A 12,852-nucleotide genomic window follows, 5' to 3' on the forward strand; every position below is an offset into this window, starting at 1 on the left:
TAAGATATATGTCGAGTAAGATAAGAGGCCGACCTTGTCAAGGACGAAGGCGCGCACTGCGCTGTTGCAAGAGCTCGAGGCTGCGATGCGCAGATCCTCCGCGCAGGGCGTGCTCTATGGCCAAACCGTTGCGAACGTTGCCGGAATTGCCAACTCCGACCTCGAATGCATGGACATCCTCTATCTCGAGGGGCGCGTCACCGCCGGCCGGCTCGCCGAGGTCACCGGCCTGACGACGGGCGCGATCACCGGCGTGATCGACCGGCTCGAGAAAGCTGGCCTCGTGCGCCGCGAGCGGGACGAGAAGGACCGCCGCAAGGTCTTCATCTCCGTCGTGCCTGAGACGGCCATGAAGATCGGCCAGCTCTACGTGCCGATGCAGCAGGCGATGGAGAAGGTGTTCGGCGCCTATTCGGACGAGGAGCTGCGCCTGCTGCTGCGCTTCGCCAATGAGGGCTACAAGGGAGTGCTCGCGGCGACCGAAGCGTTGAAGAGTCTTCTCGACACGCCGCCGGAGAAGCGTCCCGATCTCAAGCTGAAGAAGCTTCGCTAGCCTTATAGAGCTGCGCGGCTGCGATCATGCCCCACATCGCGCCCAGCATCATCCAGAAGTGGCGCCAGTGGTCGGTGTCGATCACGAAGCTTTCGCCGACGGTGCCGACGAAGGCGGAGAAGATCGCGAGATAAGCGCGCTGCCAGGGCACACGAATGAAGACGTGCCTGAGGCCCATGATGACGGTGGTGAAGACCAGCGCGGGATAGCAGACGCCGGAGAGCCAGCCGCCGGACATGAAGGCGTTGAGGTAGGAGTTGTGGGTGTCCTCGGGGAAGTAGCGGTGGAATTGCAGCGGGCCGATGCCGAACGGCAGGTCGAGCGCCATCTCCGCACCCAGGATGTGACGGCCGAACCGGCCAAAGCGGCCTTCGTCATAGCTCTGATCGAAGCTCGCGCGCTGCTTGAACATCTCGGCGGTGGAATCGAACGACAGCAGTACCGCGATCAGCGCGAGGCCCAGCACCGCGGCGACGATCGCCATGATGACGATGCGCGAGCGCTGCGCGTTGGTGCGGCTGGTCAGCACCATCAGCGCCAGCATGAAGGCGGAGGTCAGCACCAGCCCGCCCCAGGCGGCGCGCGAGAACGCGAGCAGGATCGCCAGCGACATGATGCCGAAGGCGATGACGTTGCGGAACGCCTTGCCGAGCTTGTCCGAGACCACGCTCTGGAGCGCGAACAGCGCCGGCAGGATCAGGAAGGCGCCGAGCACGTTCGGGTCCTTGAACGTACCGCGCGCGCGGCCGTAGAGCGTGAGGAGGTCGTCGCCACCGGGAACGAGGTGAAAGTAGCCGGCGACCGCCAGGAGTGAGGCGATCATCGCGCCGACCACGAGGCCGCGGCGCAGCATGTCGAGCCGGGCGGCGGTGTCCTCGGACGTGACCATGGCGAAGAACACAACGGTCACCGCCATGTACCAGGACGTCGCGATCCAGCTCACCACCTCGGGCTGCTCGAACAGCGGGATCGCGCTGATGGTGTAGCCGACATTGAGCAGGACCAGCATCAGCACCAGCGGCATCAGCGCCAGCCGCAGGCGCAGGCCGGTGGCGAAGAAGGTGACGGTGGCGAGCAGCGTCGCGATCTCGTAGGGGCTGGGCTCGATGAAGACGATGGCGCCGGAGGCGCCGACCAGCCACACCAGCGCGCGCTGGAGCGCCAGCACGCCGGGCGCAGCCGGTGCGGCCAATTTCACTCCACCGGCTGTCGCCGCATACGCCATCACACGCTCACGCTACTCGTACGCCACAAACACCGCTGTCATCGCCCGGCTTGACCGGGCGATCCAGTACTCCGCGGCGCGCGTTGCAGGAAACGGCTGACGCTGCGGCGTACTGGATGCCCCGGTCAAGCCGGGGCACGACACAATCAACTCAATACGCGTTCTCGTTCTTGGTCAGCAGCGAGATCGGCGTCTTCAGGAGAATGACGAGGTCGAACAGCACCGACCAGTTCTCGATGTAATAGAGGTCGAACTCGACGCGCTTCTGGATCTTCTCTTCATTGTCGATCTCGCCGCGCCAGCCGTTGATCTGGGCCCAGCCGGAGATGCCGGGCTTGACGCGGTGGCGGGCGAAATAGCCGTCAACGGCTTCGTCGAACAGGCGGCTCTGGAGCTTGCCCTGCACCGCGTGCGGGCGCGGGCCGACCAGAGAGAGATTGCCGGAGAACACCACGTTGAAGAGCTGCGGCAGCTCGTCCAGGCTGGTCTTGCGGATGAAGCGGCCGACGCGGGTGACGCGCGGATCGTTCTTGGTCACCACCTTCGACGCCGTCGGGTCGGCCTGGTGGTGGTACATCGAGCGGAACTTGTAGACGTCGATGCGCTCGTTGTTGAAGCCGAACCGCTTCTGGCGGAACAGCACCGGACCCGGGCTGTCGAGCTTCACGGCCAGCGCGACCAGTCCCATGATCGGCAGCGCCGCGAGCAGAGCGATGCCGCCGACGACACGGTCGAACAACCATTTCATCACCAGGTCCCAGTCGGTGATCGGCGCCTCGAACACGTCGAGCGTCGGCACCTCGCCGAGATAGGAATAGGAGCGGGGACGGAAACGCAGCTTGTTGGTGTGCGCGGAGAGACGGATGTCGACCGGCAGCACCCAGAGCTTCTTCAGCATCTCCAGGATGCGCGTCTCCGCGGAGATCGGCAGCGCGAACAGCACGAGATCGACGCGGGTGCGCCGGGCAAACTCGACGATGTCGTCGACCTTGCCGAGCTTGCGCGCGCCGGCGCAGGTGTCGAGCGCGCGGCTGTCATTGCGGTCGTCGAACACGCCGAGCACGTGGATGTCGGAATCGTCCTGCGCCTTCAGCGCCTCGACCAGCTGCTCGCCGTTGCGATCGGAGCCGACGATGATGGTGCGGCGGTCGAGCCGGCCCTCACGCGCCCAGGCGCGCACCAGCGAGCGCAGCACCAGACGCTCCGCGATCAGCGCGGCGAGCCCGAGAAAGTAAAAGGCGGCGAGCCACAGCCGCGACATCTCGCTGCCGAACTTGGCAAAGAAGGAGACACCGATGAACAGCAGGAAGACGAACGACCAGGACGAGATCATCCGCGTCATCTGCCGGAGCTGTCCGCGGAACAGTTGCACCTGGTAGATGTCGGCGGCCTGGAAGCAGACCACGGCCGCGACCGCGACGGCTACGATCTCCGCAGGATAGACCCAGCTGAAGCCGCCGGCGAGCGGCATGACATAGCCGACATAGACCGCGATGCCGACGAGGCTCAGCAGCGCGAAGTCAATGAGGCGGACGAAGCCGGTGATCACGATTGGCGAATAGGCGCGGGCGACCTTCTGGTTGACGACCTCGAGCGCGGCGGCCGAGAGCCGGCGGCGGCGCTCCACAAAGGTCTGATCAGCGGGCCTCGCCGCGGCGCTGGCCGCGGCATCGAGCATCGAGCGTGCGTTGAGCGGTTCCACGGGCGTCCACGTCCATTCCAAGAACCCTTAGGTCGCGACTTTGCGGCCCCGGGCAAGCATCCCCTGGCACTCGATTACCGAACAAATCGGAAGATTTTCTAAAGCGGCCTTAAGGATGGTTAATGATTGGCAAATGCGTCGCGGTAGCCCGCGAGCACGCCGTCGACCATGGCCTGCTGGGAGAAATGCGCGGAGATGCGCTCGCGCAAGGATACCGCGCGTTGCGCGGTCGCTTGCGGATCGTCCAGCGCCGCAGCGATCGCCTCGGCCATGGCATCGGGATTGCTCGGCGCGAACAAAGCGGGGCTGTCGGTGCCGAAGATTTCGGGGATGCCGCCGATCTTCGAGGCGATCATGGGAATGCCGGCCGCTCCCGCCTCGATCACCACATAGGGCATGGAATCGCCGCGCGAGGGAACGACCAGCAGCCGCCCCTTGGAGAAGCCGTAGCGCGCCTTGACGTGGCCGATGAAGCGGATGGTGCTGGTGAGGCCGAGCTTCTCGACCTGCGCTTTCAGCGCCGCCGTCTCCTCACCGTCGCCGCCGAGGGTGAGCGTGACGTTCTTGCCGCCTTCGCGCAGCCGTGCCACGGCATCGACCAGCAGGTCTGCGCCCTTGATGTGCCTGAACTCGCCGACATAGCAGAGATCGGTCGCATCCTCGGCGGTGATGACAGGTTCGAATTCCTCCGGCGTCACGCCGTTGAAGACGCAATGCACCACGCCCTTGGGCGTGCCGACGATGCGCTGATAGGTGTCGCGGGCAAAGGCGCTCTCGAACAGGAACAGGTCGGTCGCGCCCATCAGCGAGCGTTCGAGCCGCGCGTAGAACTCGCCCTTCAAGGTGTTGAGCGGATAGTGCAGCGAGCCGCCATGCGGGGTGTAGATGCGGATGGTGTCGTCGGTGCGCCGCCGCATGCGGATGAAGGCGCCGGCCTTGGCGCCGTGGCCGTGCATGACGTCGGGCTCGAGCTTCGCGATCAGGCGCCGCATCCGCAGCCACACCATGAAATCATCGGGCGACGGCTCGCGGCGGATCGCCATGCGGTGCACGCCGAGCCTCAAGCGCGGCGCGAGCTCGGCCAACGCCTTGTCAGCACGCTCGCCGCCGGTGAGGCTGTCGGCGAGGATCCCGACATGATGGCCGCGGTCGACCTGGCCGTTGGCAACGTCGAGGATGTGGCGGAAGATGCCGCCGACCGGAGCGCGCACGGCGTGCAGGATTCGAAGCGGCTGGTCGGGTGAGGGGGGCATGATCAAAACCAGCGCTCGACGGCGAGTACCGAACAATTCCAGGAAATATCGAGATGGATTAAGAGCCTTCGTGGTTAACAAACGGTGAGGAGCGCGCGTGCACGAGGCGCGGGATACCGCGATTAACCCAGCGGCAACCTTAATGGAGTGTAATCGCTGCGGTTGAGGTAGCTTGGTGGCGTTGCCCCTGCGGGAGTGTTCGATGCGTTTAGCGTTCTGGCGTGCCGGCAAGGACAAGGCGGTGATCGAGCGGGCTGTTTCGAAGTCCAAAGCCGAAGCCAAGGTGACCGAAACCAAGGTGGCCGAAGCCGCGCCCAAGGTCGAAGCCGCCAAGGTTGAAGCAAAGCCGGCGCCGGTCATCGCGAAGCAGGCGGCAGTCGAATCCGGTGACATAGATCTGCACGCGCTCGGCGCGGCACTGGCGCGCAAGCGCGGCTGGATCATCGTGCCCACGGTGCTGGCCCTCGTCGCGTCGATCGCCGCCGTCAACCTCGTCACGCCGCGCTACAAGTCGGAATCGCGCATCCTCATCGACGGCCGCGAGAACGTGTTCCTGCGCCCGAGCAGCGACCGCACCGAGGAGCGGCAGGCGCTCGACGCCGAGGCCGTCACCAGCCAGGTGCAACTCGTGCTGTCGCGCGATCTCGCGCGCGAGATCATCAAGAAGAACAAGCTCGCCGAGCGTCCCGAATTCGATCCCGTGCTGCAGGGCATCTCGCCGCTGAAGTCGCTCGCGGCCCTCGTTGGCATCGGCCGCGACCCGTTCTCGATGACGCCGGAAGAGCGTGTACTGGATGCCTATTACGAGCGGCTCCAGGCCTACGCCGTCGACAAGTCGCGCGTCATCGTGGTCGAATTCCAGTCCGCCGATCCGGAGCTTGCCGCTCGCGTCGCCAATTCGATCGCCGAAGGTTATCTCGTGCTGCAGCAGAGCGCGCGCCAGGACCAGGCCAAGAACGCAAGCCAGTGGCTGGCCGGCGAGATCGACAATTTGCGCAAGAAGGTCTCCGATGCCGAGGCCAAGGCCGAGGACTTCCGGTCCAAGTCGAGCCTGTTCGTCGGCACCAACAATACGACGCTGTCGAACCAGCAGATGGGCGAGGTCAACACCCAGCTCAACAATGCGCGCTCGATGAAGGCAGATGCGGAATCCAAGGCGCGGCTGATCAAGGAGATGCTCCAGAGCGGCAAGCCGATCGAGGCATCCGAAGTGGTGAACTCCGAGCTGATGCGGCGATTGTCGGAGCAGCGGGTGACATTGCGGGCGCAGCTCGCCGAACAGTCGTCCACGCTGCTCGGCAATCACCCGCGGATCAAGGAGCTGAAGGCCCAGCTCGGCGACCTCGACAACCAGATCCGGGATGAGGCGGCGAAGATCTCCCGTTCGCTCGAAAACGATGCGCGCATTGCCAGCAGCCGGGTCGACGGCCTGACCGCGAGCCTCGATCAGCTCAAGAAGCAGGCGACCTCGACCAACGGGCAGGACGTGCAGCTGCGCGCGCTCGAGCGCGAAGCCAAGGCGCAGCGCGATCTGCTGGAAACCTATCTCGCCAAGTACCGCGAGGCCAACACCCGCGAGACCATCGACACCGCGCCGACCGATGGCCGCATCATCTCGCGCGCCATCGTCTCCAACACGCCGGCCTATCCGAAGAAGCTGCCGATCGTGCTGATCGCGACGATCGCGACGCTGCTGCTGTCCTCGGGCGTCGTCGTCACCGGCGAGCTCTTGCGCCAGACCGCGCCGCGCGCGGTGGCTGCGTTCACGCCGGCGGCGCCGCAAACGCAGGCGGCGGTTCGCCAGGAGCCATTGGTCCAGCCGGTGGTCGAGCCGTTCGTCGAACCGGTCATCGGGCCGGCGATAGCGGAGCCGGCGCCGCTTCAGCCGGAGATGACTGCCGGTGCCGGTGTTGCCGAGTTCGCCGAGATCGAGCATCTGGCGGCCAGCCTGCGTGCCGCCGGTGCGGCGGCGAAGAAGGTCACGGTGCTCGGCACCGCATCCGGTGAATCCGTGACGCTGTCGGCGCTGACGCTGGCCCGGCATCTGGCGCGCGACGCGCGCGTCGTCGTGGTCGATCTCGCCGCGTCCTCGCCGACCATCGCCGCGGTGTCGGTCGACGCCTCCGCGCCCGGCCTTGCCGAGTTGATGCAGGGCGAAGCCTCGTTCGCGGAGGTCATCACCCGCGACAAGCTCTCGCGGCTGCATCTGGTCATGGCCGGTCGTCCCGGCTTCGACCGCAGCCTGCTGCAATCGCCGCGCGTGGGTCTTGCGATCGATGCGCTGCTGCGCGCCTACGACCATGTGCTGCTCGATGCCGGCGGCGCGTCCGACCTTCCGGCGGAGCTGCTGACGACCAACGCCCGCGCCGTCGTGGTGCCCGATGTCTCGATGGCAGCGGATGCGCGCACGCTGATGTGCGAGCAGCTGAAGGCCGTCGGCTTCAGCGAGGTGACGATGCTGAGCAAGCCCGTGCAGGCGTCGGATGCGGCAGAGACGCTGCGCGTCGTGGCGGCGTAGCCCATCCTTCCCTCTCCCCTTGTGGGCCTGTTGCGTAATTCGCCAGTTGTGATTCCCTAGGGCAAAGCCTTGAGGGGATGACGATGGCGGTTAAGCGGACGGGACAGCCGAGCTTTGTGGAAGCACTGATGCCGAAGGGGGCCGGCGCCAATGCAGCGCTGGATCGGCTGGCTGGCCTGGTCAAGTGGTACCGGTTCGAGAAGCTGATCGGCCATCTGCGGGATGAAGGGAGCCCCGGTCGTCCAGGCTATCCGGTGCTGGTGCTGTTTCGTGCGGTGCTGTTGCAGTCGCTCTATGGTCTTTCGGAACGCGAACTCGAGGAAGCGTTGGGCGACCGGTTGTCGTTCAAGCGCTTCGTCGGTTTGAGCCTCGAAGATGCGACGCCCGACCACACGGTTCTGAACCGCTTCCGGAACCAGCTCGTCGAACAAGGGCTGTTGGAGAAGCTGTTTGGCGAGCTGGATCGCCAGCTCGAGAATGCCGGGGTCATCCTCAAGCGCGGCACGATGCTGGATGCGACCTTGATCCAGGCGGTGTCAACCCCTCCGAAGCAGGATCGTCCCTCAAACGACCCAGATGCCCGGTTTACCAAGCGGCAGGGCAAGGGTGGTTCGACCTTCGGCTACAAGGCTCACATGGGTGTCGACGAGGGATCCGGCCTGATCCGCGCAGTCCTGACCACGCCCGCCAATGTCAACGACACAACGCCGGCCGACGAACTGATCCGTGGCGATGAAGCCGTGGTGTGGGCCGATGCAGCCTACGACACCCATGCCCGACGGGCTCGGCTGAAAGCGGAAGGCAAGAAGCCCCGCATCGCCCGTCGTCCCAACCGACATCACCCGGAGCTACCGCCTCGGCTCAAACGCTACAACCTCCTCATCGCGCGCCGACGAGCCCAGGTCGAGACCACCTTCGCCACTCTCAAACGCCGCATGCGGCTGACCTGCATCCGCTATGTCGGTCTCATGAAGGCAAGCGGGCAGGTCCTGCTTGCCTCCATCGCGTTCAACATGAGGCGCTGGGCCGCGCTCGCCGCCTGAGACGCCCGCCAAGGGCACCAAGTACAGATCTCGGCCTGACAATCGGCGTCAACACAGCCCTCTCTCCCTACGTCTCCTGCCTCAAAAGGCCGTAGCGCAACAGGCCCCTTGTGGGAGAGGGTGGCTCGCCGCGCTAGCGGCGAGACGGGTGAGGGGTATCTCTCCACGAGTCGCACTGCCATTTGAGTCTGCGGAAACAACCCCTCATCCGGCGCTTCGCGCCACCTTCTCCCACAAGGGGAGAAGGGAAGGCAGGAATCGTAGGGGTGGGCAAAGGCGCACTTGCGCTGTGCCCACCACCTTTCAACGATTGCGGCAGACTTGGTGGGCACGCTTCGTTTTGCCCAGCCTACGATATCTGTGTTCGTAGAGAGAAGGGAAGAGAACTTACCCGAACGCTTGCCGCAAGCGTCGGGCCAAATCGAACAGCACCTGGTTCTGCTTCACCAGCCGCTTGCCGTGGCTGAGCGATGACATCGCCATTGCCGCGAGCTTGCCGCGCGAGGTCAGCGGCACGAAACTGTCGAAGATGTCCTCGTCGTCCTTGCAGAACATGCGCTTGTAGTCGTCCGAGCCGATGCCGAGGTCGAGCGAGCGGTAGCCGCGCTCGCCGTAACGGTCGATGATGTAGCGCATCAGGATCAGGCCCGGGCTGTAGCGGGCATGCTCCGACATCGTGTAGGTGTTGAACATCATCGAGAAGCGCTGGCCGTCGGCGACGCCGGCGAAGATCGCGATCACTTCCTCGTCGCATTCGAGCGCGTGGATGTCGATGACGCGGCCTTCGCCGCGCGGCGCGAGGCACGCGCTGCGGACGAATTGCTCGACGCCCGGCTCGGCGAAGACGTTCGGCAGCTTCTGTTCGGCCATCCGCGCCGGCTTGACGCGGAAGAACCAGTCGAGCAGGCGGGTGACGTCCGCGTCCGTCGTGGCCAGGTGATAGCGGTAGCCGGCGAGCGTCTGGAGCTTCTTCTCCTTGCTCTTGAGGCGGCGGCGGAAGGAGTTGCTGATCCGCGATGCGGGCGGGCCGCCCGGCTCCATCGTCAGCAGCGGACAGCCGTTGATCGCGCTCTGTCGCGGCAGGGCTGCAAACGGGTTCTGCTGGTCGCTCCAGCGCAGCGGCTGCTGCGTCAGCGCGAGCACGTCGACATGCGCGCCGAGCGGCGCAAGCAGCGCGTCGAGATCGGCGGTGCCGACCTGTGCCGCGAATTCGCCGTTCCACAGGCCCATGTTGAAGGTCGTGTGCTTGCCGCCCATGAAGCAGGCCGTGCGCACGCCGTGGCTCTGGCGCAACGAGAGCGGCAACAGCAGAAGCGGCTGGCGATCGGCGTCGCGGGCGATGACGATGAAGGGGCGGGCGCCTTCGTGAGCGCCGACCTGTCGCTGCCAGGGGCCGAGCAGGTCAAAGCGCTGATAGGGCGTGAAGAGATGACCGGGCTCCTCGAAGGCGCGCCAGACCGCCTCGGCCTCGCCGAGGTCTCCGACGATATCGACATGCGCGATACGGTTCGCTTTCGACCGTGCTGGCGCTTCTGCCGTCCGGCTTTGCATCGCCGCAGCCATGGTCATTCGCGAAACCTGTCGAGAAAACGAAAAAATGCGTAGTTCGGCCTGCGGCCGACCTTTGCAAACAAATGTCAACAAAGAGTAATGAGGATAGGCGAGGGAACAGGCCGCCGGCGAGCGCGAAGGTGGGATATTGGCATCCGACGACAGATGGCTGGAACGGCTGCGCCTCGAGCTGACCTGGCTCACCGGCCAGGCCCTGCTACGCAGTCGCGGGGCCGGCGCCATCCTGCGCCTTGCCCATGTGCGGCCGCGGCGCCGCGGCGGATTTCAGCCGCTGCGCGCGCACGAGGTCACGCCGCAATTCCTCGACCGCGCCATCCGGGCGCTGAAGCGGTGGGGTTACGATTTTCTCGGCATGGACGAGGTCTGCCGGCGTGCTGTGACGCTGCCGGAGAAGCGGCGCTTCGTGGCGCTGACTTTCGATGGTGCGCCCAAGGACCTCATCAAGTTTGCCTATCCGGTGCTGGCACGCCACGCCGTGCCTTTCACGATCTATGTGCCCACCGCGTTTCCCGACGGCGTCGGCGAAGCCTGGTGGCTCGGGCTGGAGCAGGTGATCGCGCGCGAGAGCCGCATCAGCCTGATGATGGGCGACAGGGAGCAACGCTTCACCGTCACGGGCAACGCCGAGAAGCGGGCGCTGTTCTCATATCTCGAGAGCTGGCTGCGCTCGCTGCCCCCGGCGGAGCTGTCGGCTGCGATCGCCGATCTCTGCACGCGCTACCGGATCGACCTCGCCGGGCTCTCGCGCGAAGCGTCGATGCATTGGGAGGATCTGGCGAAGCTGGCTGCCGACCCGCTGGTCACGATCGGCAGCGCGACCGTGAACTATCCCGTTCTCGCCAACATGAAGGATGCGGCCGCGCTGCGCGAGATGACGATGGGCAAGGTCGTGGCGGAATCCGCGTTCGATCGCGACATCCGGCATCTGGCGTTTCCGTTCGGCGACCGCGCTTCGTTCCGGCGCAGCCACGTCGTAATGGCTGAGGAGGCGGGCTTTGTCAGCGCGGTCTCGACGATCCCGGGCATCGTGGAGGCGGAGGGCCGAACCAATCTGCGGGCGCTGCCGCGGATTTCGTGGGACGGACGGGTGCGCTCGCTGCGCATGCTGCGCGTTCTGGTGTCAGGTGTCGCCTTTGCGCCGGTGAGGCCGACCGGCAGCACTACGAGCCAGACTTGACGCGATCGGGCCGCTGCATCCAGCTCACGATCGGCATCGCCGGCAGCACCCAGCCCATGCCGACCACGACGTAGTAGATCGCCTGCCGCCAGCCGGATTCGGCGATCCACGGCATCTGCGCCGCTGCCATGCCGAGCAGGGCCCAGACGGTGGCCAGCACCAGGAGCAGGATGGCGCCGAGGAACTTGCGGGTGCGGATCGTCATGGCGGAGGACTTGCGGCTTTCGCGTAACTTGCGCTGCGGGAGCGGGGGACTATAAGGGGCACGCAGTCCGGTTCAAGTCTCTTAGGTACAGGCTTGGTTTTGTCCTTGAAATGACGATGATTTCCACCCCGTCCGAGCCGCACCGCGCCGTGCGCTGGTGGCTGATCTCCGTGGCCGCGCTGATCGCGCTGATGGTGCTGGTCGGCGGGGCGACGCGGCTGACGGAATCCGGCCTGTCGATCGTCGAATGGAAACCGGTCGCGGGCAGCGTTCCGCCTCTCTCGGAGACGCAGTGGACCGAGGCGTTCGAGGCCTACAAGAAGATCCCGCAATATCGCGAGCTCAATTCAGGCATGAGCCTGTCCGAGTTCAAGGAGATATTCTGGTGGGAGTGGAGCCACCGGCTGCTCGGCCGCTTCATCGGCGTCGCCTATCTGCTGCCGTTCCTGTTCTTCCTCTGGCGCGGAGGCCTGTCGGGTGAGTTGAAGCGCAGGCTGTGGCTGCTGTTCGCGCTCGGCGGCCTGCAGGGCGCGGTCGGCTGGTGGATGGTGGCCTCGGGCCTGACGGAGCGGGTCGAGGTGTCGCAATATCGGCTGGCGACGCATCTGGTGCTGGCGCTGCTGATCTTCGCCGGCATCGTCTGGACGGTGCGGCGGCTCAAGGAGCGGCCGCAGATCACCGCGCCGGCGCGGCTGCGCTTCACCAGCGCGCTGCTGCTCGTCGTGACCTTCGTGCAGATCTACTTCGGTGCGCTGGTCGCTGGCCTGCGCGCGGGCCGCGCCTATAACACATGGCCTGAGATCGACGGCGCGTTCATCCCCTCGGCCGAGCGGCTGTGGTTCGAGACGCCGTGGTGGCGCAACATGTTCGACAATGTGCTGACCGTGCAGTTCGAGCACCGCATGACCGCCTATGCGCTGTTCCTGCTGGCGGCGCTGCATGCGTTCGATGCCGTGCGCTCGCGCGCGGGTGCAGCGGCCGGCGGTGCGCTGTGGCTGTTCGCGGCGGTCAGCCTTCAGGCGGTGCTCGGGATCCTCACGCTGCTCAATCAGGTGCCGATCGACCTTGCGCTTTCGCACCAGGCGGTCGCGATCGTGGTGCTGACGCTGGCGGTGATGCAGGTCGAGCGACTGGCCTCGCGACACTCCGCGCAAGCGCAGCCGCGCGCGGTTCCTGTCAGCCAGCCCGGTTGATCAGCAATAGCCGTAGACGCCGCAGGCGTAGGGCAGGCGCCAGAAATAATCGACCTGCTTCCCGCCGTAATACGGGCCCTGATAATCGTAGCTCCAGGGCCGGCCATAATAGCCCGGCAAAGTGTTGGAGCCGGGCAGGAGCGGCGTGCCCGGCAGGTTGCGGATGTAGCTGCCGATGCCATAGGCCGGCGAGATCAGTGCATCCGGATCGGTCTCGACATAGACCTGTGGCGGGTCCTGCGGCGGCACGGCAACGCGCCGCTTCGCCGTCGCCGGCAGATCGGCGGCGAGCGCGCTTGAAACCGTCAGCATCGCCGCAAGGGCAGGTACCATCCAGCGCAGCATTCGTCGGCTCCGAATCAAAGGGGCGATCCAGGGACGATGTATGCGGCAGATATGGTTAATGACTGT

11 protein-coding genes are annotated in these 12,852 nt (G+C 65.7%); 5 read left to right on the forward strand and 6 right to left on the reverse strand.

Features of this window, described 5'->3' with window-relative positions; translation table 11 throughout:
• The first annotated feature begins 85 nt into the window (after positions 1–85).
• Positions 86–553: a MarR family transcriptional regulator gene (locus tag QA649_RS21620; RefSeq protein WP_283025924.1), complete on the forward strand. Its 468-nt coding sequence runs from the start codon at positions 86–88 to the stop codon at positions 551–553.
• Here QA649_RS21620 and QA649_RS21625 read toward each other — a convergent pair.
• The 3 genes from QA649_RS21625 to QA649_RS21635 all read right to left on the reverse strand — a co-directional run bounded on the left by QA649_RS21625 (position 531) and on the right by QA649_RS21635 (position 4,733).
• Entirely contained in the window at positions 531–1,778 is a 1,248-nt protein-coding gene (locus tag QA649_RS21625) for an O-antigen ligase family protein (RefSeq protein ID WP_283025925.1), read from the reverse strand. The genes QA649_RS21620 and QA649_RS21625 overlap by 23 nt on opposite strands.
• Before the next feature lie 151 nt (positions 1,779–1,929).
• Positions 1,930–3,480 (reverse strand): undecaprenyl-phosphate glucose phosphotransferase, encoded by a 1,551-nt coding sequence (locus QA649_RS21630; RefSeq protein ID WP_283025926.1) that lies wholly within the window; start codon positions 3,478–3,480, stop codon positions 1,930–1,932.
• Positions 3,481–3,599: 119 nt separating this feature from the next.
• Positions 3,600–4,733 carry a glycosyltransferase family 4 protein gene (locus tag QA649_RS21635; protein WP_283025927.1) on the reverse strand — a complete coding sequence of 378 codons (1,134 nt, stop codon included), beginning with the start codon at positions 4,731–4,733 and terminating at the stop codon, positions 3,600–3,602.
• Between the two features lie 202 nt (positions 4,734–4,935).
• Here QA649_RS21635 and QA649_RS21640 point away from each other — a divergent pair, with 202 nt between their 5' ends.
• On the forward strand, positions 4,936–7,251 hold the full coding sequence (locus tag QA649_RS21640) for an exopolysaccharide transport family protein (protein ID WP_283025928.1): 2,316 nt from the start codon (positions 4,936–4,938) through the stop codon (positions 7,249–7,251).
• A 77-nt stretch (positions 7,252–7,328) separates the two neighbouring features.
• The gene (locus tag QA649_RS21645; RefSeq protein ID WP_283020138.1) at positions 7,329–8,294 is read left to right on the forward strand and encodes an IS5 family transposase; all 966 of its coding nucleotides are present in this window, start codon (positions 7,329–7,331) and stop codon (positions 8,292–8,294) included.
• Between the two features lie 387 nt (positions 8,295–8,681).
• Here QA649_RS21645 and QA649_RS21650 read toward each other — a convergent pair whose 3' ends face one another.
• Positions 8,682–9,863, reverse strand: coding sequence for a GNAT family N-acetyltransferase (locus QA649_RS21650; RefSeq protein ID WP_283025929.1), 1,182 nt, complete (start codon positions 9,861–9,863; stop codon positions 8,682–8,684).
• A gap of 130 nt (positions 9,864–9,993) precedes the next feature.
• Between QA649_RS21650 and QA649_RS21655 the strand changes: the two genes are divergently transcribed.
• Positions 9,994–11,043 (forward strand): polysaccharide deacetylase family protein, encoded by a 1,050-nt coding sequence (locus QA649_RS21655; protein ID WP_283025930.1) that lies wholly within the window; start codon positions 9,994–9,996, stop codon positions 11,041–11,043.
• Here QA649_RS21655 and QA649_RS21660 read toward each other — a convergent pair.
• Positions 11,027–11,248: a DUF2842 domain-containing protein gene (locus tag QA649_RS21660; protein WP_018320088.1), complete on the reverse strand. Its 222-nt coding sequence runs from the start codon at positions 11,246–11,248 to the stop codon at positions 11,027–11,029. The genes QA649_RS21655 and QA649_RS21660 overlap by 17 nt on opposite strands.
• Before the next feature lie 110 nt (positions 11,249–11,358).
• Between QA649_RS21660 and QA649_RS21665 the strand changes: the two genes are divergently transcribed.
• Positions 11,359–12,441: a COX15/CtaA family protein gene (locus QA649_RS21665; protein WP_283025931.1), complete on the forward strand. Its 1,083-nt coding sequence runs from the start codon at positions 11,359–11,361 to the stop codon at positions 12,439–12,441.
• Here QA649_RS21665 and QA649_RS21670 read toward each other — a convergent pair whose 3' ends face one another.
• Positions 12,442–12,786, reverse strand: coding sequence for a hypothetical protein (locus QA649_RS21670; protein WP_260390173.1), 345 nt, complete (start codon positions 12,784–12,786; stop codon positions 12,442–12,444).
• Between the last annotated feature and the right edge of the window lie 66 nt (positions 12,787–12,852).

Source organism: Bradyrhizobium sp. CB1717 (assembly GCF_029714325.1).
Lineage (GTDB): Bacteria > Pseudomonadota > Alphaproteobacteria > Rhizobiales > Xanthobacteraceae > Bradyrhizobium.